This window comes from Pseudomonas sp. OF001, from assembly GCF_904426495.1.
Classification (GTDB): Bacteria; Pseudomonadota; Gammaproteobacteria; order Pseudomonadales; family Pseudomonadaceae; genus Geopseudomonas.
In genome coordinates this window covers 284,669-308,801 of the sequence record NZ_CAJGBM010000023.1, presented here as the reverse complement: position 1 = coordinate 308,801, position 24,133 = coordinate 284,669, and the positions used below count along the sequence as shown (strand labels likewise).

Sequence of the window (24,133 nt, the reverse complement as noted above, 5' to 3'; positions counted from 1 at the left end):
AGAACCAAGGTGGCGGCCTCGCGCTTGAACTCTGCGGAGAACGTACGTCGCTGTCTGCTCATCGAACACCTCTCTAATGGCGATGATTTTCGCCTAAATCGGTGTCCGGGATCAGTAGACCACTACAGGCGGTGCAAAGGATTTTTTCGAGCAGATTGCGCCGAAGGTTGGGCTGACGGCCGAGCAGTTCAAGAACCTGAGCGGGCCGGACGCCCTTCAGCTCTATGTGCGCGGCTTGGAAAAGGCCAATCTCACGCAGGATCAGATGATCTTCTATCTGGAGTCGCTGGCGAGCGACTCGAGTCTCCTGCTGCCCCTGCTGAGGGATAGCGGCGCTCAGTTGGAGGAGATGGGCACGCAGGCCGAGAGGCTTGGGCGCATCCTCGACGAGAAGACTACCCAGAACATCAAGGCATTCAACGGCGCGCTGAAGAACCTCGATAGCGCATCGGAGACGTTCAAGCAGCAGGCGACCGGCGTTGTCGGCCAGCTCGATACCATGACCGGGGCGTCGAATACTGCTGCCGGCTCTATTGATCGCCTCTCGCGCGGATTGAACAAGGTGTCATCTGCGGAGGCGCCTGGCTGGGTTGATCGATTCCTCAATACCTTCAAGTTACTGAGTGCGGCCCCCGTGCTTGATGCAGCATGGGGTGGAGACGCCTACAAGAAGCCCGCTGACTCGGCCAAGAAGTCCGCCAGCACCATTATCGATTCGGCCGCTGCCGTGGAAGAGGCAAATCTTCGCCTTGCCAAGTTGACCGCAGAGCGCTCGGAAGCCATGAAGGGCGAATATAAGCGACTCGCGGACTACGCCAAGGCCAGGCTGGCCGAGCTTGGCCGCGCAGAGCGCAACGCCGTTGTTGATCTGGAGAAGATCAGGTCTGACAGGCTCGCGATAGAGCAGCGCTACCAGCAGGCAATCGCCGGGCTGCAGGGTGGCGGTGGGGCCACTTATGGGGCTGCGGAGGATCTCAGGATCAAAGCGCGTCAGGCGCTGGCAGCTGGCGACATCACCGCCGCCAAGGCAAATGCGCAGGCCGCGCTCAAGGTGATCCAGGACCTGGCCGCTGCCGGGGAGAACACATACGGCTTCGAGGGCTTCATCAAGTCCCTGCAGCAGATCGAGCTGGCGGCCAACGGCGTCGAGCAGACCGCGGCCGAGGAAAAGATCCAAGCGATCAGGGCAGAGCTGGAGCACACGAAGAAGTACGCCGACCAGCTAAAGAAGATCGACATCAAGACCGAGCTGGATGCCGAGGCCATCGCCGCCACCCAGGCGCAGATGGAGCAGCTTGCCAAGCAGCTCGGCGCAACCATGCGAATCCCTGTTGTCCCAGTGGTTGCCGGTACGCTTGAGCCTATCGCGCAGAACACCAACGATGTGAGCGGGTACGCCACCGGCGGCTACATCCGCGGCCCCGGCACCGGAACCAGCGACAGCATCCTGGCCCGCCTGTCCAACGGCGAGTTCGTCATGCGCGCCGCTGCGGTCAAGCACTACGGCCCGCAACTGCTCTCGATGATGAACGGCCTGCAGCTGCCCAAGTTCGCCGACGGCGGCCTGGTCGGCAGCCTGGAGCCGTCCATGCCGCACCTCGGCAGCCTCGACCTCAACCTGGGCGGCCAGACGACCACCGTCTACGTCGAGAGCGGCGGCGCGCTCGACCTGCGCCGCCTGGCGATGAAGAAGGGCCGCACGCAACGCTGATCCAGCCCGCTCTGACGGGCTTCGCGCCGGTAACCGCAACTGCTCCACCACCAAGCCCTGGCATCCGCCGGGGCTTTTTCGTTTCAGCAGCCTAGGGCCGATCACCCGAACGGCCGGTGTCCGCTCATGCGCCGGCCTGGCTGCGCCCATTCGGCCATGAGCGAGGTATCGATATGAGCAACGTGATTCCGTTCCGTTACCGTGGGCAGCCGGTGCGCTTCAACACCGATGGCTGGATCAACGCTACCGAGGCGGCCAAGCACTTCGGAAAGAAGCCTGCCAAGTGGCTTGAGCTGCCGAGCACGCAAAGCTATATGGCGGCGCTGGCAAGCGCTCTCGGCCTTGCGAGCAATGTCCGAAATTCGGACTTTGGTCTTGTCAGGTCTCAGCGTGGCGGCAAGACCCCGGGCACTTGGTTGCATCCCAAATTGGCCGTGGCCTTCGCTCGCTGGCTGTCCGACGAATTTGCCGTCTGGTGCGACCTTCAGATCGACGCGCTGATTCACGGCGACGTGCCGGCGCAGCAGCAGTTCAACCGCGCGTGCAAGGCCCTGGCCGACGGGCATGCAGCCGCCAGCATCAGCGGCCAGAAGCTGGCCGAGTGGCGCTGGCGGAAGCCGGGGCTGGCGCGCGAGGTAGAGCACTGGCGCGAGCAGCTGCAGATGACCCTGGCGCTTGACGCTTCCTGATACTCGCCCGGAGCACCCCATGACCCACCCCCGAATCACCCTCGGCGGCGTGCCGATCGTGCTGCATGCCGGCGCGCCGACCGAGAGCATCGAGCCCATCGGCGGCGCGACCGTCCTGCGCATGAGCGACGGCGCCGCGCTCAAGCAGCAGCACTGGGAGCGGCTGGCCGGCAGCATCAGCGCCGAGGGCTGGATGCCGCCGGGGCTGTCCGGCCTCGACTACAGCGGCCCGCTCGAACTGCGCTCGACGCAGGTGCTCAACCTGGTCGGCCCGGGCCTGGTGTTCGAGCTGCCCGGCACGCCGCGGCCGGACGTTGCACCCTGGGGGCACGCCATGGTCGGTGACCAGTGGGTGCGCACCGCCTGCACCTACGCCGCCGGCGTGGCCACCCTGACCGCCGTCGCCGGCGCCACGCTGTACCAGGCCTGCTGGATGCCGCTGCTGTCGGTGTTCGCCAGCCGCCCGGCCCAGAGTCAGGGCGGCGGCGGGCACGGCTGGTCGATCAGCTGGGAGGAGGCGTGATGCTCAACGGCTCAACGCTCAACGGCTCCGCCCTCAACGGCCCCAGCGCCCGCCGTGCGCCGGCCGAGGCGGTGCGCGGCCAGGCCTACACTTGGCGGTTGCGTCTGCTGGTCGGCGGCGATGACCTGACCGCCCAGCTCACCGGCGGCGTCGACATCGACCGGGAGGAGGGCGCGGCCGGGGTCGCGGGGTTCGCCCTCTACCTGCCGCCCGGCGAGCCGGTGGTGCCGACCGACTGGGTCGGGCGCAGCGTGTCCATCGACTACATCAGCCGCAACCGCGCCGGCATCGTCACCGAGTCGCGGCGCTACACTGGCCGGCTCGAACTCCCGGCCTGGGACCCGATCAACCGCCTGCTGCGCTGCGAGTGCAGCGACGGGCTGCAGCAGCGCGTCGAGGGCATGAGCGTCGAGGCCATCGATGCGCTGGTCGGCGGCGCCTGGTCGGCCGACCTGTTCGAGCCGGCCGACGGCCGCTCGCGCTGGGACTACGCACTGGAGCGCCTGGAGAGCCGGCCGGCCAGCCTCGACTGCTCGCCGGCCGGCGCGCTGCGGGTGACCAGCTGGTACGCGCAGCCCGTGCCGCACTTCATCTTCGGCGCCGGCACCGTGATCGACGGCAGCCTGCAGATCGAACTGCAGCCGCTCGGCTCGATGACCAACTGCGTCGAGATCGAGGTCGGCTACCGCTATCCGCGGCTGTGGCAGTACAACCAGTCGTGGAGTTGGGAACACCCGGAGTACGGCAGCGACGGCCTGCAGGGGTTCTGCCTGTGGCGCGTGTGGGCGACCGAGCTGCCCACCACCGACATGATCGAGGGCGCCGTCAGCGGCGCCGGCATGCAGCTGGTCGGCGGCATCGACGGCTACCGGCTGCCGCTGACGATGGCCAACCCCTGCGGCGACGGCAACCCGTGGATCAACAGCTTCGACAACCTGTGGCTGTCGGTCGAGGTCACGGGCGCGCGCCGCTGGGTGCAGACGGTCACCGAGCAGTACACCCTGACCGTTACCGCCCCGGGAGGCGAGGCCGAGGCGACGCGGATCATCGCCCGTGACTCTGCCAGCATCGAGATCGATAGCCAGCGCGCGGACGACTGGCCTGACAGCACTCCCGGCGGCAGCCCGGGCGCGCAGGATCTGTCCGACGAGAGTCGCCGGCAGGCCGCGCTGAGCTGCCTGCTGCAGGGCGCGGCCACGACGTTGATCGCCGCGCACCGCGGCACCACCGTCAGCTGGCAGACGCCGACCGACCTCGCCCTGGGCGTGGACCTGACCCACACCCTGCGGCTCGATGACAGTGTGCGCGCCCGCGGCAAGTGCCGGCGCATCGTGGACGCCTTCGACTTCGCTGCCGGGACGGCGATCACCACCCTGAGCGTCGCCGTGATGCGCGGCGGCGGCGCCTCCGACCCGCTGGTCGTGCCGGATGCGCCTGCGACGGGCCTTGCGCCACTGTCGCCGGGAGACAGCGTGTTGCCCACGCAGCTCGGCGGACGCCTCAACCACCCGATCACGGGCGAGCCGATCCCGCCTTACGACGAGGAGCTGGCCGGGTTCAGCGGCAACTGGGACGCCAACGACGACCCGGTGGCCGATGATTTCCCGCGCGAGTTCGTGCTCGACGCTGTCGAGATCCCCGCCGAGTACACCGACGAGCGCATCGGCGAGACGGCTGCGGCCTATGCCGTGGGCATCCCCAACGACCTGCTGGAGCTGTGACATGAGCAACCAAGAGGATCGCCGCCGGGCTATCGGGCGGCGGCTGACGGACGAGCGCCGCGCCATCGGCCAGCGCCTGGTCGATGAGCGCAGGGCCATCGGCCAGGCGATGATCGATCGGCGCACCGGCCAGTCGCAGGCCGACGAGATCAACGCGCTGATCCGCGAACCCAGGAAGCGTCCCGGCCTGCGCACCCCGGAGCCGCGCGGGGCCATCGCTGCGCAGCGCGGGCGCGGAATCTACGACCCCGTGGCGGCCGGCCACTCGGGCGGCGGCGGCATCGCCAGCCCGCTGACGGAGGGCGACTATGCCGCGCGCACATACTGGGGAGAGCGGTCGATCACCAGTAGCGACGGCCTGCTGACGATCAGGGTCAAGGCGATCAAGGCCCTCACCATGACCGATGCCAGCGGCGCGGAGGTCATCCAGAAGTTTGCGGAGCCGCCGGCATGATCGAATCCCCACTGGATGGCGGTGAAGTGGTGCGCGTCGGGAATACCCTGCACGGGCTGATGAACGCGACGACCCAGCGTGTCGCGATCGGCGGCGTCGAGCGTCCGCTCCCCGACGCCTACCAGGCATGGCGCGACTTTTCCGGTTCGGCTGGCATTCAGGGGGCTGACTTCGGCGACACGCACCTGGTTCGCGTGCCTGGCGTCGCCCCGCTCGGCATGAGCCTGGAGGAACTGGCGGCCGAGCTGGCGGCGGGCCGCGCGTGGCAGAACTATGCGCTGCTTTCCGGGCCGCACCAGATGGTCTTCGGTCACCCGCTGTCGGGCTGGATCTACATCGACGAGGCCGGCGGCCGCTGGCTTGTCCGCCAGTCGGGTGGGCCGAGCATCATCAACTACGGGCAGGTCGGCGTCGCCCAGTCGCTCGGGATCACGCTGTCGATCACGCCGTTCGGCGACATCGGAGCCGAGCCGGTCAGTCCGATCCACGTCCAGGCGTCGCTGGCCGATATAGGTCAGGCAAACCCGCCCGGCGTCACCGCCGAGCGCGGGGACGTGCTGCATCTTCGCGTCACCAGCATCAGCAGCCATGGCCGGCGGGCGATCATCGCGCTCTATCCGCTGCGCATCGCCGGCACGCAGATGATCGACTACGACCCGCGCGACCTGCCGTATGGCTGGCTCAGCCTCGAGCTGTCTGGCAGCGGCCAGGCAATCGCGGCCACCCTGGCAGTGCTCCGCACGCGGACGCAGGCGCTCGGCCAGCGCATCCGTTCGACGCCGGTATCCCAGCCCCTCAAGGCCGCGCTGACCCTGACCGGAGGGTGCAGCATCAGCGGTGACCGAGTCGTCGGAAGCTGGTCGGCATCCGCCGAGCTGGTCCCGCACGGCGCCGGCCTGCCGAGCTTGATCGGCACCGACACGGGCTACTTCTACAACCACCAGCTGGAAAACAGGGACGAGTTGGATCACCGGATCGTGTGCCTGGTCTTCGACGATGCAGACGATGTGCGGGAGATATCGGTGACTGCCACAGCGGTCACGCTCGAGGTCGCATCGACGGAGCTGTCGGCCGGAGGCAGCTACGCCATCGACAGCGTCCTGATCAACGGCGTCCCGGTTTCCGGCCGGCCGGTGACCGGATCGGTATCGCTGTCGATCACGCGCGGGATTCAAAGGGATACCGAGGTCTCCATGGCGATCATGATCGACGGGGTGATCGTGGATTCCTACTCGGTCGAGTCGACAGAGTCTGCCGTCGAGTCGTACTCGGTGGAGCTGGGCAGCGAGTTCAGCGGCACCCCGGCGCAGATGTACGGCCACTACTTCGGCGGATCGGTTTTCTACGACATCAACTCCGGAACGGCAACGGACATGCGCGGCGTAAACGCCTACACCGACGCCATCCCGCCATCGCTGTTCGAGAGGGAGACGGTCGTTTCGCACGGCCAGTCGATCATCGACGCCCACGCAGACCTGGCCAGCACGCAGATCGTCGGCATCAGTGCGCCGTTCTCGCGCGTCGGGATCCGGCACAGCCGGGACGGGCTGGCGATCGAGATCATCATGCAGCGGCTGTGCAATCAGCTGCTCATGCCGCGCATCGAGCGATTCGTTGGCGCGGCATCGACGCCGTCCAGCGCCGAATCGTATGCAGTGATCACCCCGCACGGGGCAGAGTTGGCCGCGCAGCCGGGCGGCATCAGCCGGCGCCTGGTGCGTGGCAGCTACGAGCCGATCATGCGGCGGCTCTACGCGGGGCATTCCAACGACCAAGGCCAGCTCGGCTGGCACCTCTGGATATAGGGAGCATGCATGCAGCTATTCATCAACAACTGGTCGGCCTCGCTGCTGCAGCCGCTGGCAGCTGATGCGACGACACTCGCCGTCGATCCCGCCGCCGCCGTGCGGCTGGACGGACTTGGCAACGGCGACCACTACCTGCTGACGCTGGCATCGATAGACGATTCGGGGCGGGAGTCGGCGTGGGAAATTGTCAGGGCGATAGCCGCCGCGGATGGGGAAATCTCCATCGAGCGCGGCCTGGAGGGCACATCCCCGGAAGCCTGGCCGGCCGGCACGGCGATTTCGGCGCGGCTTACCGCAGGCTCAGTGGCAGCGCTGGCCGGTGGCGGCGCCGCCCGGATTGACATCGGTCGGCTGGTGACGCAGGCGCCGGACCTGGGCTACTACTTCGACGCAGACGTCGGATACGCCTTGTGGGCACCGTTCAGCGCGCTCGCCGGACTGGGCGCCTATCAGGGCCAGCCGGCGGCGGTACTCGGCGATCCCAACAGCATCGCTTGCGCGGTGGTACGGGGCGCCACAGCGGTCGACGGTGCATCCGGCGTGGTGGTGCAGGTGCCGACGGACCCGGAGAGCGAGACCTACGCAGGCACGCCAGCCCTCGTGTCCTACGGCAACCCGCTGATGGCCAGCCCGCACGCCTCCGCGGCGGTGTTCCCGGCGGACGCGGTGTACTCCAGCATCGACATGCGCGCCACCTTCGGCTACAGCGCACCGCTACCGGACGATATCGCGTTCTCGCTGTCGTTCTCGCTCGCCGGGCACAGCTTTGATCTGAGAAAGTCGGACGGGCAGTCGGCGTGGGTGATCGGCTACACGGACGAACTGGGCGACTACGTCGAACTCCCGGTACTGCCGGCCACGATGTGGAGCGGCAGCACAGTGGCCTTCCGCGCGCTGGGCTCCACAGACGGTGCCGACCCGATCAGGATCAACTGGACGATCTACCGCGACACGCTGTCGTCCGACTCCGTGGTGTCCGAGGAGGTTGCCACGCTGGCCACCGTCGATCCGGGCAGTAGCACCGACCAGCTGTGGCGCCCGAACGTCAGCGCCACGCTGATGCGCGGCGTGGACGTCACCAGTGGCGTGTTCACGTGGCGCATGCAGAGCTTCTTCATCGAGGCAATTCTCGCCTGATCCGCGCCTTCGCAGCCGTGCGCCAGTCGTTCCCCAGTGCCCGCCCCGCGCGGGCTTTTTCATGCCCGGAGAAACCCATGATCTTCGCCGACAAGACGCAATTCACCAGCGACCCTATACCCCTGCAATACCAGTTCGCCACCGAGGCCTACGTCACCGTTACCGGCCCCGGTCCCGTCTACATCGAGCTGTACGAGGAGGATGGGCAGTGGCGCCGCTTCCCCGAGCTGACTCTCTACGGCCCGACTGCCCAGCGCGTTGATCTGCCGCGCGGCGAGTTCCGCGTTGTCGTAGATGCGCCGGCGCCGACCACCGTAGGAGTGCGCGTATGACCAGCGTATCCCGCCCGGTGTCCGGCATCACCGGCCCGAGCCTGCCGCTGCTGGCCCGCTCGATCTTCGCGAAGAGCGACTCGATGCAGCCGGCATTCCAGCCATCCGGCGCCCAGCTGGTCACAACCCAGACTCTGGCTGCAACCGTCGCCGACCGCGTCCACCAGTTGCCCGCCGGCGCCGCCGTTACCCTGCCGGCGCTGGTCGCCGGCAGCGACTACGCGATTTACCTGACCCGCGATGGCCGTCTGCTCGCCGACCTCAACTGGTCGGCACCCAGCGGCGAGCCGGCCGGCTCCACCCGCCAGCTGGGCGGCTTCCATGTCGCGCTGACTGGCGAGATCTTCCGCTACTCGTGCTGGGATCTGGCCTGGCGCCCGAAATGCCCTGACCCCCGCGGCATGGTCTGCATCAACGGCATGTTCTGGGCGGATATCTACCTGCTCGGCGTCAACCACCACGTCGACGGCACCAGCCGCGCAGGCGCGACCATCGCCGACGGCAGCAGCCCGCCGAAGATCCCGGCCGCCTACAACGGCGATGGCTCTGCGGCCTACCCGAACCTCACCTGGTTCGTCGCCCAGGACGTGCTGCAGAGCCACGGCAAGCGCTGCCCGAGCTGGGCGGAGTTCTCGATGCTGGCCTTCGGCGTGACCGAGGCAACCTCGGTCGGAGCCGATCCGGTCACCACCAAGCACGACTCAGCGAGGCGCAGCCGGTGGGGAGTCGAGCAGGCGACCGGCAACATGTGGGTCTGGGGCGCAGATATCCAAGGGGTGACCGGCGAGACCGTGGCCACTGCGTATCAGGCCATCACTGGAGGCCGCGGCTCTGTCTACGCCGGCACGACGCGTGCCGTCCTGCTCGGCGCCTGCTGGTACAACGGCGCCGCCTCGGGCTCCCGCGCGGCGAGCTGGTCCGGCTCGCCCGGCAACTCGAGCGACATCATCGGCGGGCGCGGCGTCTGTGACCACCTGCGCCTGAGCGCGGAGCGATAGCGACGTGAGCGGAAACGGGTATTCGGGAAACACCAATGCGCTGGCCATCGTCGAGCGCTACGACCAGGCCGTGAACTACCTGTACCCGATCATCCAGAACCTGCCCCGCAGTCACGGCCAGTTCCGCGATCGCCTGCTGGGCACGCTGTTGGCGGTGCCGGGGCAGCTGTACACGGCCGCCAAATCCAACCAGGCCAGTCGCATCTACGTTGTGGATGCATCGCTGGCCGAACTGCGCTGGCTGCTGCGCTTTGCCGTGCACGCCCAGCGCAAGTTGATAACCCCGCACCAGCATGAGGTGGCCAGCGTCCACCTGGCTGAGACGGGAAAGATGCTCGGCGCCTGGATGAAATCCAAGCGCTGAACATGGGTAGCGCTCGGATCGATGCCGTCCTGCTCGGCGCCAACTGGAACAACGGCGCCAACTCGGGCTCCCGCGCGGCGAACTGGAACAACTCGCCCAGCAACTCGAACAACAACATCGGCGGGCGCGGCGTCTGTGACGACAGAGCAACACCACCGCTGGCTCCGTTATGGCGGACCAGGGCGACCCATGTGGTCAGCCGTGCGCTACCTCCTTCGGGGAACACACGACCAGGTCCGCGAGAGCGGGGCGTAGTGAGCCGGCAACGGCAACATCGAGACCCGCGCGCGGCGCCTCTCACAGGGACAGGGAAAGACGTGGGAAAGCGACACCGCAACCTGATCGAGCAGATCCTCGATCCCGACAACTTCCGCGAGGCCTACCGCAAGGCAGCCCTCGGCAAGCGACGCACGGCGGGATACTTGGCATTCAAGGAGCACAGCGCCGCGCATCTGGCGCACCTGCGCGAGGCCATCCGCGAGCGCCGTTACCGGCCGGCACCACCGCGCCAGTTCTGGGTCTACGAGCCCAAGCCGCGGCCGATCACCGCGCTGCAGTTCCGCGACCGCATCGTCCAGCACGCGCTGGTCTCCGTCATCGGCCCGATCTTCGAGGCGGCCATGCTGCCGCAGTCCTACGCCTGCCGCCCCGGGCGCGGCACCCATGCCGGCGCCATCCGGGTTCAGGCCATGATCCGCCACCTGGAGCGCAGTGGCCGCCCGGTCTATGCCCTCAAGACCGACTTCTCCAAGTACTTCTACAGCATCGATCGCGCCAGGCTCTGGCGGCGCATCGAGGCCAAGGTCAGCTGTCGCCACACCCTCTGGCTGATCGAGCAGTTCACCCCGCGCACCGGTGACGGCCTGCCGATCGGCAACCTGACCAGCCAGCTGTGGGCCGGCGTGTACGGCACCCAGGTCGACCGCTTCCTGTGCCAGACGCTGAAGATCCCGACCTTCGCCCGCTACATGGACGACATCGTCGTGCTGCACAACAGCCGCGCCGTGCTCGAGGGCCTGCGCGACTTCCTGGAATGCTTCTGCCTCAACCATCTGCGACTGGAGTTCAGCCGCTGGTCGATCCTGCCGGTCGAGCAGGGCATCAACTTCCTCGGCTACCGCATCTTCCCCGGCCACAAGCTGCTGCGCCGCGACAGCGTCCGTCGCGCCAAGCGCCGCATCCGCGCCCTGACCAAGGCTCGCGACAGCGAAGCCCTCAAGCGCTTCCTCGGCGCCTGGCTTGGCCATGCCCGCTGGGCCGACAGCCACAACCTCATCCGCCACCTGGCGGCAACTCGCAAGGAGATCCTGCATGCAAATCGTGCAAACCGCCCATGACCTGGAGGCGCTGCGCGCCGCCAACCCCGTCGCCTACCGCGAACAGCTGGAGCGCCTGCTGGGAGCCAGCGTTGTGCGCAGCAACGTCGCCGAGTACCCGGATGACTACGACCACAGCCTGCAGCCCGGCGACGCGGGGTACATCGCGCCGCAGTGGCAGGACCATGATGATCTGGCGGTGATCCAGCGCTTCGGCTTCGCCGATCGCGACGCCCTCGAGGTCGCCCTGGCCGAGGCGGAAGCATGATCCGCCTGGCACTGATTATGACCGCAGTGATGCTCGCCGGCTGCGACCAGTTCGACCCCGATCCGCCCAAGCGCGTCACAGACGTGTCGACCATCACCATCGACGTTGACCCACAGCTCGAGACCCCAGGCTGGGCGGAGTGGCGCGGCAACGTCTGCCGCATCACCCTGCGCCGCTACCCGGAGTGCCTGGCCCACGAGGTCAGGCACTGCTTCGAGCACGACTGGCATCCGGGGCGTAGGACTGGCGAGGACTGTTGAGCGCCACGCAACGCCAATCAGGCCGCCCATGAGGCGGTTTTTTCGTTTCTGGAGATCAACCCATGCAGATCACCGAACAGCAGCTGCGGCAGATCATGCCGCTGGCTCGCGGCCGCGCGGCCGTGTTCCTGCCGCACCTCAACGCTGCGATGGCCCGCCGCCAGATCAACACCCCGCGCCGCGCCGCGGCCTACCTCGCCCAGATCGGTCACGAGTCCGGCCAACTGCTCTACGTGCGCGAGCTGGCCAGCGGCGCCGCCTACGACACCGGCGCCCTGGCTGTGCGCCTGGGCAACACCCAGGCGGCCGACGGCGACGGCCAGCGCTACAAGGGGCGCGGCCTGATCCAGATCACCGGCCGATCCAACTACCGCAGCTGCAGCCTCGCCCTGTTCGGCGACGAGCGCCTGCTGCAGCACCCCGAGCTGCTCGAGCAACCCGAGTGGGCGGCCGAGTCGGCGGCCTGGTTCTGGGAGTCGAAGGGGCTCAACGCGCTGGCCGACGCGATGGACTTCAGCCGTATCACCCGGCGCATCAATGGCGGCCTGAACGGCCTGGCCGACCGCCTGGCGTTGTGGGGCAAGGCGCGCGAGGTGCTGGCATGACCCTAGCCAGCCTGCGCCCCCTGCTGGCGGCCGCGCTGCTGTTCGCCGCCGGCGCCGCGCTCACCTGGTGGGGGCTCGCCCCGCGCATCGATCTCCAGTCCGATCGCGCCGATCGGGCGGAGCAGATGGCCACCGATCGCCAGCAACTGATCGACCTGCAGGCTGGCGTGCTCGCCGAGCAGCAGCGGCAGATCGGCGCCGTCACCGACCTCGAGCAGCAGATGCGGCAGCTCGGGCTGACCGTCACCCGTAACGCACAGGCGCAGAGCCGCGCCATCGAGGAGCTGAAACGCCATGACCGGGAAACTGCCGAATACCTGCGTGCTGCTGTGCCTGCTGCTCTCGGCCGCCTGTACCAGCGCCCCGAAACCACCGACCCCGCCGCCTACCGTGGCCCCGATCCGCTGCCCGCTGACCCCGTGCCGCCTGCCGGCGCGGCCGCCGCTGGTGGTCAATGACGACTGGAGGAGGGCGGTCGACGAGCTGGAGGGCGAGCTGCTGGGCTGTTCTGCCCAAGTGCTTGACTGCATTGAGCGGCAGGGGGGTGGTCAGCCCTCGCCAGGCGATGCTAATCGCTGATTTCGCCCTGCGAGCATCCAGGCGTTTGCGCGCACGCCCCATCCTGGCGGCTTGGGTGCAGACGCTGCTCGTAGCAGTGCGGATCTTGTGCTCGGGTGCGCGAGCTTGCCGCGCTTGCTGGCTGCCATCTTGGCTCTGCTCTCCGGCTCTGCAGCGGCCTTCCGGCCCCGTGCGGCGGCGTCTGCCGGCACCCCAGTCCGCTCCTGTAGCAGTCGGCGCGTGCCGGAGGTCACTCGCCCAACGCCGAGCGCCTGGCGCCATCGCCAGACCGTGACCGGACCGACACCCCACCAGTACTGGATGGCCTCACTGCTCTCCGTCTGCACGGCGCGGATCAGGTCGCCTGCCAGGATCGGCGAGTGTTTCCCGGTCTTCTTGCGGCGCGGCCATGGGGTGGGCGCAGAGGTCCATCCTCCTACCTCAAGGAGTCCGTCGACAGCGTCATCGAGCCAGCCGCTTGAGCAATCTGGCGGCGAGTATGGACCTCCAAGCAGCTCAGGCTTTCTCGTCAGCATGCTCAAGATGACTGGCTTCGGCCAAGCGCTCAAGGGCGTACTGGTCAGGGTAGCGCCACCTTGAGCGGCCCTTCTGCCAGTCGCGGAGACTGGTAAAGCTGACGCCGATTTGCTGCGCGACAGCCCTCTGACTCAGGCCGTGGGCCTCCTGAGCCTTGGCAACAAGCCCGGCGATGTACTCCGGACTGTCGTTGTAGCGGGTTGCGTCTGGTGTCATTTGATCCTCATCAGTTCGCCGTTGACGTGCATTTGCTCGCGCGCACGCTCTCCTGCCGTCATTGACTTGTAGGAGGACGCCTGCACCCTCCAGGCATCGCCCAGCGTTTTTGCCTCGATACCCATCTCGGAAAGCTTGCTGTAGTCGCCATCCATCGCCGCGCAGGCTGCCAGGTAGACTGCTTCGGCGCCGTGCTCGCGGACTGCGTGCTGGATCTTGATCATGGTGTGCTCCTTGCCTGATCAGGCGGCGCGGCGGATTTGCGCGTGGCGGGCGGCGTGGCGGGCGTCATCTTCGCGGCGGGAGGCAATAGCGGCTTCCAGCTTGGCGAACAGCTTGTGGGCCTTGGTCAGCTCTGCGCCTTCCAGGGCGACGCTGATGCGGCGGTTACCGGCGGCGCCCGCGGACACGATGAAGCGGCTCTCGAAGCCTTGGGCGGTCTTGACGGCATTGAAGCGGATCGAACCGCAGATAGCGACGATTTCGGTGCCGGTGTTGGTCAGCTTGATGACCTTACCGGTCACGCTGGTAACGGTGGTTTCGTTGGTCAGGATGCGCAGGGCTGCGGCAAAAGTGACAGCGTAGTTGTCGCCGGCCTGAATGGTTTCACGGGTGAGCTTGTGGGCTGTGCGGAAGAGTTCGGACTTGGTCATGGTGGATTTCTCCGGGTGGTCGCCGCGCCGTTGTGGCTGGCATGGGTGTTACTATAGTGTCGGATTCCGGCACTCGCAAGCGTTTTTACATCCACCCCCAAATTTTGATCTTGAAGGTGCTCCGGCGCGGCTCACGACGCTGCGGGAGCGTGTGATGGCTGTTTCGGGTATTGGGGATTGATCTGCCCGGACGGGCGGAGGAGGGATCGCATCCTTGGGCCATTTTTGGGCCACTCGTGCGATTTTGAGGTGGGCAGACACCGCTGCAGGCCGTGATTTGCCTACCTCTGACCACTGCAAAACACCATCGTATACTGCATGGTGATGTTAGCGGTGGAAATCAAGAGGCTCTATCTCGCGGGTTGTAGCTGGGTGTCGTTGTGAGCTGTACCACTTTCGTACCATCCGGCGCTTTATCAGTGGGCTTGGCCGGTTCCGTATCGAGCTTGTCGAGCTCATGCCAGTCGGTCGTGGAGTCGATCCAGTGGGCGTAGGTGGACAGCAGCATCTGGACGCTGTGCCCGAGCTGGAACACGATGAACGCGGGGCTCATCCCGCTCATCAGGCACATGGTCGCGTAGGTGTGGCGAGCATTGTACTGCGGACGGTCCCGAATCCCTAATTTGGCCAGAGCCTGCTTGAAATAGCGATCAGTCGTCGACGACTGGGTGATCAACTCGGCGATCTTCGCGGGCGGGAAGGCGTAGCGCGACTCCGGGAATGCCTGGTCGCGCTCCAGCGAGCGGCTGGGGAACGACGGCAACCATGCCGAGCAGCATGAGGATGGTGCTGCTATCGACCTTGAGCGCGGGAAGTCTCCTGCTGGCGATGCGAGAGCGGGGGGGAGGATAGGCAGGACCGCGGGCGATATGCCGGGGCCTGATTTCGGCGCCGGCGAAGAGCTGCAGGGTGAGGGGTGATGCCCCGAAGTTCGGGCAAAAAAGGCCCCGCACGATGGTGGGGCGTGAAGTGACATACAAGGACGTCGTTATCGTCGTAACGAACTGATCGGTGAATGTCTTCTGATATGAATCGTGTAGAGGCGCGGCGAGCGCAGTCAGTCGCTGGACACCTTCAATTTGGTCCATCCTCGAGAGCTGAAGAATCGCCCGCTGCTGCCGAAGAGTGCGAAGCGGGTCGCATGCCAGGCTGACGATGTGCTGCGGCAGCCAAGGCTGCGGATCTTGCGGTATGCCCACTTCCATCGCTTGAGCAGCGAGGAGGAGTGCTGGGTAGAGGGTGACTGCGTTTCGGTTTTCTTGGTGTTATTGCTCAGCATGGTAGTCCCTGAAGTTCCATTTGCGGGATTCATGAAGCGTGACGAACATCCGTTCGCAACCAAGAACTATGTCACGATATCCGTTGGCATGATGCTGACGTAGATCATGGATTCTCAAACCTATCGATGTGTTGCTGCAGGTATTGCCCGAGCGGCGTGGACCAGTGCAGAGTGCGACTCACGGTGCTTCAGGGGAGCGAGGGAGGCGCAGGCGGAGTGGTCCAGCCTTGCCTGCCGGCGCAAGTCACATGGCGTCGGCGGGATGAACTGCCAACCAATCGAGGTGGAGTATGAGCAACGATCATTCCGGTATCGATCTGGACAGCCTGCTGGAGAACAAAGGCGTTCCTCGAGCGCCTTTTCGAAAAGCTGCTGCCCATGATCGAGGCTCGTGAGCAGGCGTCAGCCGAACACGATGCCGTGAAGCTCAGGGAGTTTTCTGGGCAGATGCGCGCATTGCGTCAACTAGACCTAGGCAGGTCTCAATAACCGCATCCGAGGCGACTGATGGGCCCAGCACGGCCTCAATGCGAAGCCGGTAATCTGCCAGGAGGGCATCGACCTTCTGGCGATCAGGGTGGGTTTCGATGAGGACATGCAGGACGTTGCGCATCCCTACGATCTGGGCATGAAGGTCCAGGAGAAGTGGGGCGAGGTCTTCGGTGTGGTTGGACATCTGTGCTCTTCCTTGAGTAGTGGCTGCGGCCAGCTTGCGTTACGGCGAAATGATCGCGATGTATGCCTTCATGACCCGCTCCTCAGCAGTGGTGGACGGCGAGATTCGCGCCCAGTCGCCGAGAGCCTCATGGATCGTGGCCAGCTCATTCATCTTGAGTCGCCGAATTCTTCCAGCGCTCTGCGATGGAAGATCCATGGCATAGGCGGCATCGGTCAGCGCATTGGCAGTCCGAAGCTGTTCGATGGCCGGAGTAGCAGTGCCCGGGGGCGGGCTTGGGGTGTCGTCAGCGAAAGCTGATCCGACAACGGCACCGGCGCCCACTGCAGCCTTCGTCGCTGCGGCCGTCCCGCTGTACTGCGCATGGCTGATATGCCGCCAATTGTCGCACAGGTGCATCGGCAGTTGTACGCGGGCCGATGACGGGTGTCCGGGCAGACAAGGCTGCGCCGCAGCGGTAGCGTGAGCCGGGTGTGCTGGCGAGGCAGGGAAGGCGGGGTGCGGCCCGGAGCGGGCCGGCACCTCGCCAGATATCCTTCAGCAGGAAAGGACTGCTGCCGAATCGATGAAGTAGCCCGCATGACCGACATGCAATCCCTTGTCTATCGGTTCGCCGGACCGGCCGAGGAGAAGCGGCGCGCTACTTCGCGGCATCTTCAGAAGGATATGACCTTGTAGACGATTTCGGCGAGCAGGCGATATCCGGGGGAGTCGCTCTCGTACATGTCGATGAGTTTCTCGCCGTCGGTACTGAGGATCTGCCCGTCCGCATTGATGAAGGCCTCGCAGACGAGGGTCTTGGGCTTGCCGGTGTGATCGAGGAGGCTGGCGGTTATTCGGCCGCAGATATCCCCATTGAGCACTCTGGAGGTCAGCCCGATGGCGAACTCCTTGTTGCCCAGCGTGGTGGCGAACAGGCGCGTATCGCCAGGCTTGGCGGGGGTGATGGCGAGCATTCCCGAGAAGTGCTGCGGTGCAATCTTGTGCCAGAGTTCGGCGTTCTCCTGAAATATCTGTGAGATGCGATTCCACTTTCGCTTGAATTGATCCAGCTCTTTAGCAATTTCAATGGCTGACGAGTGCCTGAGTGATTGCATAAAAGTCCCTTTCGTCTGTTTTGTCTGGTTGGAATGGCGCATTTTCAGCGCGCGCAAACTCATAGCATGGATCCAACTTTCCCCGGTATTGATCTGGGTCAGTGGGTGTCCGGTTTTTCCGGGAGGCGGTCAAGCGCGGGCTTTCCGTGACCTGCCCGGTTGTGGCGGCAGTCTCGACAGACTGGTTGCCGGCTGCGTGCTGCAGGCTTCTGCGCGGGGCGGGCGGCGGCGAATGCCGCCAAATGATCGACGGCTTCTCAATCCCGACATCTGTGACGAGAGTCACGCATTCACTTGATGCAGAATGATGGCCTTTTCAGATCAATCGGTTATGGCGGTTTTCTCGATGGACATCACGGCAATGCTGCGCATCCTGGCCAGCCAGGATGGATCGGACCTCTACCTGTCGACCGGCGCGCCGCCCTGCGCCAAGTTCAACGGAGTGCTGCGCGCCCTGAACAAGGACGTGATGGCACCCGGCGATGTGGCGAAGATTGCCCACGAACTGATGGACGCCGAGCAGCGGGCGGACTTCGAGCGCGAGCTGGAGATGAACCTGGCGATCTCGCTGCCCAACGTCGGGCGCTTCCGGGTCAACATCTTCAAGCAGCGCAACGAGGTGTCGATAGTCGCGCGCAACATCAAGCTCGACATCCCGCGCTTCGAGGATCTCAAACTGCCGCCGGTGCTGCTCGACGTGATCCTCGAGAAGCGCGGCCTGGTGCTGTTCGTCGGGGGTACCGGCTCGGGCAAGTCGACTTCGCTGGCGGCGCTGATCGACCACCGCAACCGCAACCACAGCGGCCACATCATCACCATCGAGGACCCGGTGGAGTACGTGCACCGGCACAAGAAGTCGATCATCAACCAGCGCGAGGTGGGGGTGGATACCCGCAGCTTCCAGGCCGCGCTGAAGAACACCCTGCGCCAGGCGCCGGACGTGATCCTGATCGGCGAGATCCGCGACCGCGAGACCATGGAGCACGCCCTGGCCTTCGCCGAGACCGGCCACCTGGCGATCTCCACCCTGCACGCCAACAACGCCAACCAGGCGCTGGACCGCATCATCAACTTCTTCCCCGAGGAGCGTCGCCCGCAGCTGCTCAACGACCTCGGCAACAACCTCAAGGCGTTCGTTTCCCAGCGCCTGGTCAAGACCGTCGACGGCAAGCGCCGCGCGGCGGTGGAGGTGCTGCTGGGCACCGCGACCATCCGCGATCTGGTCAAGCGCGGCGAGTTCAGTCTGATCAAGGAGGTCATGGAGAAGTCGCGGCCGCTGGGCATGCAGACCTTCGACCAGGCGCTGATCGATCTGGTCAACGAGGGCGCGATCGACGAGGAGGAAGCGGTGAAGAACGCCGACTCGGCGAACAACGTGCGCCTCAAGCTCAAGCTGCACCGCGACGGCGAGGGCAGCCAGGCCAAGCCCGACGATACCTCGACCTGGAGCCTGGCACCGACGGCGGACGAGGAAGAGGAGCCGCAGTTCTTCTGAGCCGCGGCGGGGGGACAGCGCAGGGCCGGAACCGGGAAACCGCTTCCGGCCCTGTCGTTTCAGCTGCGGAAGTACACCAGCACCAGGTGCCAGCCGAACTGGGTCTTCACCGGTCCCTGCACCTGGTGCAGCGGCTTGCGGAACACCACGTTCTCGAACGGCTTGACCATCTGCCCCGGGCGGATCTCGCCGAGGTCGCCGCCGCGCTTGCGCGAGGGGCAGAACGAGTGGCGTCGCGCCAGGGTGGCGAAGTCCTCGCCCTTGGCCAGGCGCAGCTTGAGCTGCTCGGCCTCGGCGGCGGTCTTGACCAGGATGTGGCGAGCCATGGCGATGGCCATCGGGGGACTCCTCGGGATGCTTGCGGGGCGCGCAGTGTAGCGCGCCCACCCCGGCCGGTCATGTCAGCCGGACGGAAAGAGGCCGCTGGCACCGGTGGTGGCAGCGGCCTCTGCGGCGCAGCAGCGCTGGGATCAGTACACCCAGACTTCCACGCGGCGGTTCTTGCGGCGGCCGTCCTCGCCGTCGTTGGCGGCCACCGGCAGGGCGTCGCCCAGGCCGTCGATCGAGCGCACCAGCACGCCGCCCTTGACCAGCTCGCGCTGCACGGCCATGGCGCGCAGCTTGGACAGCAGCAGGGTGCGGTCGCGGTCCTCGTGCTTCGGATCGCCGAAGCCGACCAGCGCCACCTGGCTCATCAGCTTGTCGTTGTCGCGCAGATAGCGCAGCACCCGGCGCAGGTCGCGCAGCGCCTTGTTGTCGAGCTCGGCGCTGCCCTCGGCGAAGCGGAAGTTGACCGCCAGGCGCTGGGCGTTGTTCACCAGTTCGCGGTAGCTGTCCGGCATCTCGCCATGGGCCTCGACCTTCATGGCCTTGACGGTCTGGGCGATGAAGCCGCTCTGGGCGACGATTTCCTGGCCGCGCGGGCTGTGGGCGAAGCGCACCAGCTCCTGGGCCCAGGGGTTGCCTTCACCCGGCTTCATGTAGAGGAACAGGCGCCGCGACAGCGGGTAGTCCTCGGTGGCCACCAGCTCGGTGCTCGGCAGCATCGGCTGCGAGTCGCCGGCGCTGATCGCCAGCGGCCTGGCCTGGCGGATGTAGGGCAGGCCGATGAAGCCAATGCCCTGCGGGTCCTGGCTGACCGCGTCGGACAGCCTGGTGCTCGATTCGAAGCGCTGGGCGCCGGCGGCCAGGCTCTTGCCCTGGCTGGCCAGCACCAGTTCCTTGAAGGTGTCCCAGGTGCCGGAGTTGTCGTCGCGGGCGTACAGGTGGATCGCGCCGCCGCGGCCGCCCAGTTCCTCCCAGGTCTTCACCTCGCCGGCGAACACCCGGGCCAGCTGCGCCACCGACAGGGCGGCCAGCGGGTTGGACGGATGGAGGATCACCGCCAGGCCGTCGATGGCGATCACCTGCTCGCCCTCGGGGCTCTTCAGGTCGCCGAGGCGGGCGAGGCTGGCGGCCTCGCTGTCCTTGATCGGACGCGACGAGGCGGCCAGTTCGGCGCTGTCGTTACCCAGGGCGACGAAGCCGGTGCCCGAGCCGTGGGCGGCCACCTCGATGCTGACCAGACGGCCCTTGGCATCGAAGCCGGTGACGCGCTGCTCGTTCTCGCCGCTGTTCTCGATGCGGACCTTGCTGAAGCCTTCCTTCTCCAGCAGGCCGCTCACCAGCGCCGGCCCCAGCTTGTCGCCGATGGTGTTGGAGCCCTGCATGTGCAGGGCCGCCTTGCCGTCGGCGGGCAGGGGCAGGGCGGCGAGGCTGGTGGCCGGCAGGGACAGGGCCAGCAGCCCGCCGAACAGCAGGCGGGCTGGGGAAGCGAACGGGCGGGAGAAGCACGACATGGCGGCAGGAAACCTTGTTGGTCAGGTCTGGAATGCCGCGCAGATTAAGTCAGTACGATGACCGTTCCGTTACATGGTGGCGGAATGAGCGTGAACTGCGTCACATCAGCTCGAGCCACACCGGCGCGTGGTCGGAGGGTTTTTCCATGCCGCGCAGGTCGTAGTCGATGCCGGCTGCCTTGAGGCGCGGGGTCAGGCCGGCCGAGGTCATGATCAGGTCGATGCGCAGGCCGCGCTTGGGCTGGTCCTCGAAGCCGCGGCTGCGGTAGTCGAACCAGCTGAAGCGGTCGTTCACTTGCGGGTGCAGGGCGCGGAAGCTGTCGACCAGGCCCCAGGCGTACAGGCGCTCCATCCACTCGCGCTCCTCGGGCAGGAAGCTGCACTTGCCGCTGCGCAGCCAGCGCCTGGCGTTTTCCGCACCTATGCCGATATCGAGATCCTTCGGCGAAATGTTGAAGTCGCCCATCACTACCAGGGCCTGTTCGGGGCTGAACTGTTCCTCCAGCAGGCGCTGCAGGTCGGCGTAGAACTGCGTCTTGGCCGGGAACTTGACTGTGTGGCTGCGGCTCTCGCCCTGCGGGAAGTAGCCGTTGAACACGTGCAGCGGCTGGCCCTGCGCGTCGAGGAAGGTGGCGCCGATGAAGCGGCGCTGCGATTCCTCGCCGTCCCATGGGAAGCCCTTGACCAGGTTCTGCGGCGCCTGGCGCGACATCAGGGCGACGCCGTAGTGACCCTTCTGGCCGTGGTACTCGACGTGGTAGCCCAGCGCCTCGACTTCGGCACGGGGGAACTGCTCGTCCGCCACCTTGGTTTCCTGCAGGCCGATGACGTCCGGCTGGTGGCGCTCGATCAGTTCAGCCAGTTGATGAGGTCGTGCGCGCAAGCCATTGATATTGAAGGAAACAAGTTTCATGCGGTGCGGGTTCCGTGCGAGGTGTACGGCGGCGATGCTAGCCGATCCGGCGTGCGGGCGGCCACCGCCGGTACCTGCGCAAACTGCATGGATTTGCCTGCGCTGCCGCGTGCTAGGCTTTGCCGGCACACCGCCGGCGCGCCGGGGTGAGGCATGAATTCTCGTGCGGCACTTCAGGTTCCGCGCTTAACTCTTTGAAGATAAAGGATAAAAGCAATGTCCCAAGTGACCCTCAAAGGCAACCCGGTACGTGTCGACGGCAACCTGCCGCAGGTCGGCAGCCAGGCCCCGGCCTTCCGCCTGGTGGGCTCCGATCTGTCCGACCGCACCCTGGCCGACTTCGCCGGCAAGCGCAAGGTGCTCAACATCTTCCCGAGCGTGGACACTCCCACCTGCGCCACCTCGGTGCGCAAGTTCAACCAGGAGGCGGGCAACCTGGACAACACCGTGGTGCTGTGCGTCTCCGCCGACCTGCCGTTCGCCCAGAAGCGCTTCTGCGCCAGCGAAGGTCTGGACAACGTGGTCAACCTGTCCATGCTGCGTGGCCGCGAATTCCTCGAGGACTACGGCGTGGCCATCGCCGAAGGCCCGCTGGCCGGCCTGGCCGCCCGTGCCGTGGTGGTGCTCGACGAGCACGACAAGGTCCTGCACCGCGAACTGGTCGCCGAGATCGCCGACGAGCCGGATTACGCGGCGGCGCTGGCCGTGCTCTGATCCGCCCTCTCCCGATGGGCTGCTTGGCGGCCCATCGGGTTGAGCTGCCGGGCATCCGTGATCGGCGCCTGTCGCCGGCCCCGTGCAGCCGCCGATCCATCAGCTAGCGTTTAGAGGAAAGTTCAAGCTGAAGGGGCGGAGAGAATGGCCAAGGGCAAGAAGAAGGACGTGGCGGCTATCCCGGCGGAGCGGGAAAGACTGGGTCGCAAGGAGTACGAGGAAGAGCTGCGCAAGCTGCACGTCGAGCTGGTCAAGCTGCAGCAGTGGGTGGTGGCCAAGGGCCTCAAGGTCTGCGTCGTCTTCGAGGGGCGCGACGGCGCCGGCAAGGGCGGCACGATCAAGGCGCTCACCGAGCGGGTCAGCCCGCGGGTGTTCCGCGTGGTGGCGCTGCCGGCGCCCAGTGACCGGGAAAAGACCCAGATGTACGGGCAGCGTTACCTGGCGCACCTGCCGGCGGCCGGCGAGGTGGTGATCTTCGACCGCAGCTGGTACAACCGCGCCGGCGTCGAGCGGGTGATGGGCTTCTGCAGCGAGGAGCAGGCGGAGCGCTTCCTCAACGTGGTGCCGCTGTTCGAGAAGATGATGATCGAGTCCGGGATCATCCTCATCAAGTACTGGCTGGAGGTCAGCGCCGAGGAGCAGGAGCGCCGCCTCGCCGACCGCATCCACGACGGGCGCAAGATCTGGAAACTGTCGCCCATGGACCTCAAGTCGTTCAGCCGCTGGGACGACTACACCCGCGCCCGCGACGAGATGTTCGCCGCCACCGACACCTCCTGGGCCCCCTGGTACGTGGCCCGGTCCGAGGAGAAGCGCCGGGTGCGCCTGAACATCATCAGCCACCTGCTCCAGCACGTTCCCTACAAGGATCTCAGCCAGGAAGAGAAGGTCAAGCTGCCCAAGCGCAAGGTCGGCCATTACCAGGGCGCGTCCTATCCGTTCCGGATGGTCGAGGAGCGTTTCTGAGGCGGCGGCACGCAACGGGAAGAAGGCCCGCGGGCTGATGCCGGCGGGCCTGCTCCGGGCACTGACGCTCAGCGGAAGGTCACGCCCGCGCGCTCGGTGCTGACGCGGGTGCCGGCGCGACCCTGGACGATGGCCTCGATCTGGGCCAGCGAGCCGATCACCGCCACCCGGCCGGTGAGGCGGGCGAACTCGCAGGCGGCCTGCACCTTGGGGCCCATGGAGCCGGCGGCGAAGCCGAGGCGCTCCAGCTCGTCCGGATGGGCCTCGGCGATGGCCTTCTGCGTCGGCTGGCCCCAGTCGACATAGGCCGCGTCGACGTCGGTGGCGATCACCAGCAGGTCGCAGTCCAGCTGCCGGGCCAGCAGGGCCGAGCAGAGGTCCTTGTCGATCACCGCCTCCACGCCGTGCAGCTTGCCGTCGCGGTACAGGGTCGGGATGCCGCCGCCGCCGGCGCAGATCACCACCGAACCCTTCTCCAGCAGCCACTGGATCGGGCGGATCTCGATGATCCGCTGCGGGCGCGGGCTGGGCACCACGCGGCGGAACTGGTCGCCATCGGGGGCGATGCTCCAGCCCTTGTCGCGGGCCAGGTGCTCGGCTTCCTCCTTCGAGTAGACCGGCCCGATCGGCTTGCTCGGCTTGTGGAAGGCCGGGTCGGCGCCGTCCACCACCACCTGGGTGAGGATGGTGGCGAAGGGCACCTCGGCCGGCAGCAGGTTGCCCAGTTCCTGCTCGATCATGTAGCCGATCATGCCTTCGGTCTCGGCGCCGAGCACGTCGAGCGGGTAGGGGTTGGCGGCATCGTAGGCCGCGCCCTGCAGGGCCAGCAGGCCGACCTGCGGGCCGTTGCCGTGGGCGATCACCAGCTGGTTGCCGGTGGCTACCCTGGCGATCTGCGTGCAGGCGATGCGCACGTTGTCGCGCTGGTTCTCCGCGGTCATGGCCTCGCCGCGACGCAGCAGGGCGTTGCCGCCCAGGGCTATGACTAGTCGCATGCGGCTTCTC

The 24,133-nt window shown here is 66.6% G+C and carries 29 protein-coding genes and 1 pseudogene; 19 read left to right on the top strand and 11 right to left on the bottom strand.

Annotated elements, in window-relative coordinates; translation table 11 throughout:
* Nucleotides 1-265: 265 nt before the first annotated feature.
* From RA210_RS14695 to RA210_RS22215, 16 genes and pseudogenes are all read left to right on the top strand, one after another.
* Nucleotides 266-1,711, top strand: coding sequence for a hypothetical protein (locus RA210_RS14695; protein ID WP_201487017.1), 1,446 nt, complete (start codon nt 266-268; stop codon nt 1,709-1,711).
* 173 nt (nt 1,712-1,884) lie between these two features.
* Nucleotides 1,885-2,400 carry a KilA-N domain-containing protein gene (locus tag RA210_RS14690; protein ID WP_201487016.1) on the top strand — a complete coding sequence of 172 codons (516 nt, stop codon included), beginning with the start codon at nt 1,885-1,887 and terminating at the stop codon, nt 2,398-2,400.
* Nucleotides 2,401-2,419: 19 nt separating this feature from the next.
* Entirely contained in the window at nt 2,420-2,923 is a 504-nt protein-coding gene (locus RA210_RS14685) for a hypothetical protein (RefSeq protein ID WP_201487015.1), read from the top strand.
* Nucleotides 2,923-4,644 (top strand): hypothetical protein, encoded by a 1,722-nt coding sequence (locus tag RA210_RS14680; RefSeq protein WP_201487014.1) that lies wholly within the window; start codon nt 2,923-2,925, stop codon nt 4,642-4,644. The genes RA210_RS14685 and RA210_RS14680 overlap by 1 nt, the downstream gene beginning before the upstream one ends.
* A gap of 1 nt (nt 4,645) precedes the next feature.
* The gene (locus tag RA210_RS14675) at nt 4,646-5,098 is read left to right on the top strand and encodes a hypothetical protein (RefSeq protein WP_201487013.1); all 453 of its coding nucleotides are present in this window, start codon (nt 4,646-4,648) and stop codon (nt 5,096-5,098) included.
* A complete protein-coding gene (locus RA210_RS14670; RefSeq protein WP_201487012.1) occupies nt 5,095-6,903 on the top strand; it encodes a hypothetical protein in 1,809 nt (602 codons plus the stop codon). Before RA210_RS14675 ends, RA210_RS14670 begins: the two co-directional genes overlap by 4 nt.
* 9 nt (nt 6,904-6,912) lie before the next feature.
* Nucleotides 6,913-8,043, top strand: coding sequence for a hypothetical protein (locus RA210_RS14665; protein WP_201487011.1), 1,131 nt, complete (start codon nt 6,913-6,915; stop codon nt 8,041-8,043).
* Nucleotides 8,044-8,120: 77 nt separating this feature from the next.
* Complete coding sequence (locus tag RA210_RS14660; protein WP_201487010.1) at nt 8,121-8,375, top strand: hypothetical protein; 255 nt, start codon at nt 8,121-8,123, stop codon at nt 8,373-8,375.
* Nucleotides 8,372-9,373, top strand: a complete 1,002-nt coding sequence (locus RA210_RS14655; protein WP_201487009.1) for a phage major tropism determinant — start codon at nt 8,372-8,374, stop codon at nt 9,371-9,373. Before RA210_RS14660 ends, RA210_RS14655 begins: the two co-directional genes overlap by 4 nt.
* A gap of 4 nt (nt 9,374-9,377) precedes the next feature.
* On the top strand, nt 9,378-9,737 hold the full coding sequence (gene avd / locus RA210_RS14650; protein ID WP_201487008.1) for a diversity-generating retroelement protein Avd: 360 nt from the start codon (nt 9,378-9,380) through the stop codon (nt 9,735-9,737).
* Between the two features lie 317 nt (nt 9,738-10,054).
* A complete protein-coding gene (locus RA210_RS14645) occupies nt 10,055-11,074 on the top strand; it encodes a reverse transcriptase domain-containing protein (protein WP_201487007.1) in 1,020 nt (339 codons plus the stop codon).
* Nucleotides 11,049-11,321: a hypothetical protein gene (locus RA210_RS14640; RefSeq protein ID WP_201487006.1), complete on the top strand. Its 273-nt coding sequence runs from the start codon at nt 11,049-11,051 to the stop codon at nt 11,319-11,321. Before RA210_RS14645 ends, RA210_RS14640 begins: the two co-directional genes overlap by 26 nt.
* Nucleotides 11,318-11,581, top strand: a complete 264-nt coding sequence (locus RA210_RS14635) for a hypothetical protein (protein WP_201487005.1) — start codon at nt 11,318-11,320, stop codon at nt 11,579-11,581. Before RA210_RS14640 ends, RA210_RS14635 begins: the two co-directional genes overlap by 4 nt.
* Nucleotides 11,582-11,643: 62 nt before the next feature.
* The gene (locus RA210_RS14630) at nt 11,644-12,186 is read left to right on the top strand and encodes a glycoside hydrolase family 19 protein (RefSeq protein ID WP_201487004.1); all 543 of its coding nucleotides are present in this window, start codon (nt 11,644-11,646) and stop codon (nt 12,184-12,186) included.
* A complete protein-coding gene (locus tag RA210_RS14625) occupies nt 12,183-12,644 on the top strand; it encodes a hypothetical protein (RefSeq protein WP_201487003.1) in 462 nt (153 codons plus the stop codon). The genes RA210_RS14630 and RA210_RS14625 overlap by 4 nt, the downstream gene beginning before the upstream one ends.
* Nucleotides 12,568-12,765 (top strand): annotated as a pseudogene (locus tag RA210_RS22215) (hypothetical protein); the annotation flags it as partial. The gene RA210_RS14625 and the pseudogene RA210_RS22215, both read left to right, overlap by 77 nt.
* 495 nt (nt 12,766-13,260) lie before the next feature.
* Here the strand turns inward: RA210_RS22215 and RA210_RS14620 are convergent.
* From RA210_RS14620 to RA210_RS14590, 7 genes are all read right to left on the bottom strand, one after another.
* Nucleotides 13,261-13,497, bottom strand: a complete 237-nt coding sequence (locus RA210_RS14620; protein ID WP_201487002.1) for a helix-turn-helix domain-containing protein — start codon at nt 13,495-13,497, stop codon at nt 13,261-13,263.
* Nucleotides 13,494-13,721, bottom strand: a complete 228-nt coding sequence (locus tag RA210_RS14615) for a hypothetical protein (RefSeq protein WP_201487001.1) — start codon at nt 13,719-13,721, stop codon at nt 13,494-13,496. The genes RA210_RS14620 and RA210_RS14615 overlap by 4 nt, the downstream gene beginning before the upstream one ends.
* Nucleotides 13,722-13,739: 18 nt before the next feature.
* Nucleotides 13,740-14,150, bottom strand: a complete 411-nt coding sequence (locus RA210_RS14610) for a hypothetical protein (protein ID WP_201487000.1) — start codon at nt 14,148-14,150, stop codon at nt 13,740-13,742.
* 340 nt (nt 14,151-14,490) lie between these two features.
* Nucleotides 14,491-14,913: a hypothetical protein gene (locus RA210_RS14605; RefSeq protein ID WP_201486999.1), complete on the bottom strand. Its 423-nt coding sequence runs from the start codon at nt 14,911-14,913 to the stop codon at nt 14,491-14,493.
* 943 nt (nt 14,914-15,856) lie between these two features.
* The gene (locus RA210_RS14600) at nt 15,857-16,105 is read right to left on the bottom strand and encodes a hypothetical protein (protein WP_201486998.1); all 249 of its coding nucleotides are present in this window, start codon (nt 16,103-16,105) and stop codon (nt 15,857-15,859) included.
* A gap of 39 nt (nt 16,106-16,144) precedes the next feature.
* On the bottom strand, nt 16,145-16,504 hold the full coding sequence (locus tag RA210_RS14595) for a hypothetical protein (protein WP_201486997.1): 360 nt from the start codon (nt 16,502-16,504) through the stop codon (nt 16,145-16,147).
* A gap of 257 nt (nt 16,505-16,761) precedes the next feature.
* Complete coding sequence (locus tag RA210_RS14590; RefSeq protein ID WP_136488586.1) at nt 16,762-17,265, bottom strand: hypothetical protein; 504 nt, start codon at nt 17,263-17,265, stop codon at nt 16,762-16,764.
* Between the two features lie 283 nt (nt 17,266-17,548).
* Here RA210_RS14590 and RA210_RS14585 point away from each other — a divergent pair, with 283 nt between their 5' ends.
* On the top strand, nt 17,549-18,697 hold the full coding sequence (locus tag RA210_RS14585) for a PilT/PilU family type 4a pilus ATPase (RefSeq protein ID WP_201486996.1): 1,149 nt from the start codon (nt 17,549-17,551) through the stop codon (nt 18,695-18,697).
* Nucleotides 18,698-18,756: 59 nt separating this feature from the next.
* On the opposite strand, the gene RA210_RS14580 is transcribed toward RA210_RS14585, so the two are convergent.
* The 3 genes from RA210_RS14580 to xthA all read right to left on the bottom strand — a co-directional run bounded on the left by RA210_RS14580 (nt 18,757) and on the right by xthA (nt 21,448).
* Nucleotides 18,757-19,035: a peptidylprolyl isomerase gene (locus RA210_RS14580; protein ID WP_201486995.1), complete on the bottom strand. Its 279-nt coding sequence runs from the start codon at nt 19,033-19,035 to the stop codon at nt 18,757-18,759.
* Nucleotides 19,036-19,167: 132 nt separating this feature from the next.
* The gene (locus RA210_RS14575) at nt 19,168-20,535 is read right to left on the bottom strand and encodes a substrate-binding domain-containing protein (protein WP_201486994.1); all 1,368 of its coding nucleotides are present in this window, start codon (nt 20,533-20,535) and stop codon (nt 19,168-19,170) included.
* A gap of 100 nt (nt 20,536-20,635) precedes the next feature.
* Entirely contained in the window at nt 20,636-21,448 is an 813-nt protein-coding gene (gene xthA / locus RA210_RS14570) for an exodeoxyribonuclease III (protein ID WP_201486993.1), read from the bottom strand.
* Nucleotides 21,449-21,664: 216 nt separating this feature from the next.
* Between xthA and tpx the strand changes: the two genes are divergently transcribed.
* Both tpx and ppk2 read left to right on the top strand, forming a co-directional pair.
* Nucleotides 21,665-22,162 (top strand): thiol peroxidase, encoded by a 498-nt coding sequence (gene tpx / locus RA210_RS14565; protein WP_136488582.1) that lies wholly within the window; start codon nt 21,665-21,667, stop codon nt 22,160-22,162.
* A gap of 144 nt (nt 22,163-22,306) precedes the next feature.
* Nucleotides 22,307-23,128 (top strand): polyphosphate kinase 2, encoded by an 822-nt coding sequence (gene ppk2 / locus RA210_RS14560; RefSeq protein ID WP_201486992.1) that lies wholly within the window; start codon nt 22,307-22,309, stop codon nt 23,126-23,128.
* Nucleotides 23,129-23,196: 68 nt separating this feature from the next.
* On the opposite strand, the gene arcC is transcribed toward ppk2, so the two are convergent.
* A complete protein-coding gene (gene arcC, locus RA210_RS14555; RefSeq protein WP_201486991.1) occupies nt 23,197-24,123 on the bottom strand; it encodes a carbamate kinase in 927 nt (308 codons plus the stop codon).
* Nucleotides 24,124-24,133 lie beyond the last annotated feature (10 nt).

What these genes read in the sequence shown, in the direction of transcription:
- RA210_RS14695 (WP_201487017.1), top strand. Translation starts at nt 266, where the DNA reads ATGATCTTCTATCTGGAGTCGCTGGCGAGCGACTCGAGTCTCCTGCTG.
- RA210_RS14690 (WP_201487016.1), top strand. Translation starts at nt 1,885, where the DNA reads ATGAGCAACGTGATTCCGTTCCGTTACCGTGGGCAGCCGGTGCGCTTC.
- RA210_RS14685 (WP_201487015.1), top strand. Translation starts at nt 2,420, where the DNA reads ATGACCCACCCCCGAATCACCCTCGGCGGCGTGCCGATCGTGCTGCAT.
- RA210_RS14680 (WP_201487014.1), top strand. Translation starts at nt 2,923, where the DNA reads ATGCTCAACGGCTCAACGCTCAACGGCTCCGCCCTCAACGGCCCCAGC.
- RA210_RS14675 (WP_201487013.1), top strand. Translation starts at nt 4,646, where the DNA reads ATGAGCAACCAAGAGGATCGCCGCCGGGCTATCGGGCGGCGGCTGACG.
- RA210_RS14670 (WP_201487012.1), top strand. Translation starts at nt 5,095, where the DNA reads ATGATCGAATCCCCACTGGATGGCGGTGAAGTGGTGCGCGTCGGGAAT.
- RA210_RS14665 (WP_201487011.1), top strand. Translation starts at nt 6,913, where the DNA reads ATGCAGCTATTCATCAACAACTGGTCGGCCTCGCTGCTGCAGCCGCTG.
- RA210_RS14660 (WP_201487010.1), top strand. Translation starts at nt 8,121, where the DNA reads ATGATCTTCGCCGACAAGACGCAATTCACCAGCGACCCTATACCCCTG.
- RA210_RS14655 (WP_201487009.1), top strand. Translation starts at nt 8,372, where the DNA reads ATGACCAGCGTATCCCGCCCGGTGTCCGGCATCACCGGCCCGAGCCTG.
- RA210_RS14640 (WP_201487006.1), top strand. Translation starts at nt 11,049, where the DNA reads ATGCAAATCGTGCAAACCGCCCATGACCTGGAGGCGCTGCGCGCCGCC.
- RA210_RS14635 (WP_201487005.1), top strand. Translation starts at nt 11,318, where the DNA reads ATGATCCGCCTGGCACTGATTATGACCGCAGTGATGCTCGCCGGCTGC.
- RA210_RS14630 (WP_201487004.1), top strand. Translation starts at nt 11,644, where the DNA reads ATGCAGATCACCGAACAGCAGCTGCGGCAGATCATGCCGCTGGCTCGC.
- RA210_RS14625 (WP_201487003.1), top strand. Translation starts at nt 12,183, where the DNA reads ATGACCCTAGCCAGCCTGCGCCCCCTGCTGGCGGCCGCGCTGCTGTTC.
- RA210_RS14620 (WP_201487002.1), bottom strand. Translation starts at nt 13,497, where the DNA reads ATGACACCAGACGCAACCCGCTACAACGACAGTCCGGAGTACATCGCC.
- RA210_RS14615 (WP_201487001.1), bottom strand. Translation starts at nt 13,721, where the DNA reads ATGATCAAGATCCAGCACGCAGTCCGCGAGCACGGCGCCGAAGCAGTC.
- RA210_RS14610 (WP_201487000.1), bottom strand. Translation starts at nt 14,150, where the DNA reads ATGACCAAGTCCGAACTCTTCCGCACAGCCCACAAGCTCACCCGTGAA.
- RA210_RS14600 (WP_201486998.1), bottom strand. Translation starts at nt 16,105, where the DNA reads ATGTCCAACCACACCGAAGACCTCGCCCCACTTCTCCTGGACCTTCAT.
- RA210_RS14595 (WP_201486997.1), bottom strand. Translation starts at nt 16,504, where the DNA reads ATGCACCTGTGCGACAATTGGCGGCATATCAGCCATGCGCAGTACAGC.
- RA210_RS14590 (WP_136488586.1), bottom strand. Translation starts at nt 17,265, where the DNA reads ATGAGTTTGCGCGCGCTGAAAATGCGCCATTCCAACCAGACAAAACAG.
- RA210_RS14585 (WP_201486996.1), top strand. Translation starts at nt 17,549, where the DNA reads ATGGACATCACGGCAATGCTGCGCATCCTGGCCAGCCAGGATGGATCG.
- RA210_RS14580 (WP_201486995.1), bottom strand. Translation starts at nt 19,035, where the DNA reads ATGGCCATCGCCATGGCTCGCCACATCCTGGTCAAGACCGCCGCCGAG.
- RA210_RS14575 (WP_201486994.1), bottom strand. Translation starts at nt 20,535, where the DNA reads ATGTCGTGCTTCTCCCGCCCGTTCGCTTCCCCAGCCCGCCTGCTGTTC.
- xthA (WP_201486993.1), bottom strand. Translation starts at nt 21,448, where the DNA reads ATGAAACTTGTTTCCTTCAATATCAATGGCTTGCGCGCACGACCTCAT.
- tpx (WP_136488582.1), top strand. Translation starts at nt 21,665, where the DNA reads ATGTCCCAAGTGACCCTCAAAGGCAACCCGGTACGTGTCGACGGCAAC.
- ppk2 (WP_201486992.1), top strand. Translation starts at nt 22,307, where the DNA reads ATGGCCAAGGGCAAGAAGAAGGACGTGGCGGCTATCCCGGCGGAGCGG.
- arcC (WP_201486991.1), bottom strand. Translation starts at nt 24,123, where the DNA reads ATGCGACTAGTCATAGCCCTGGGCGGCAACGCCCTGCTGCGTCGCGGC.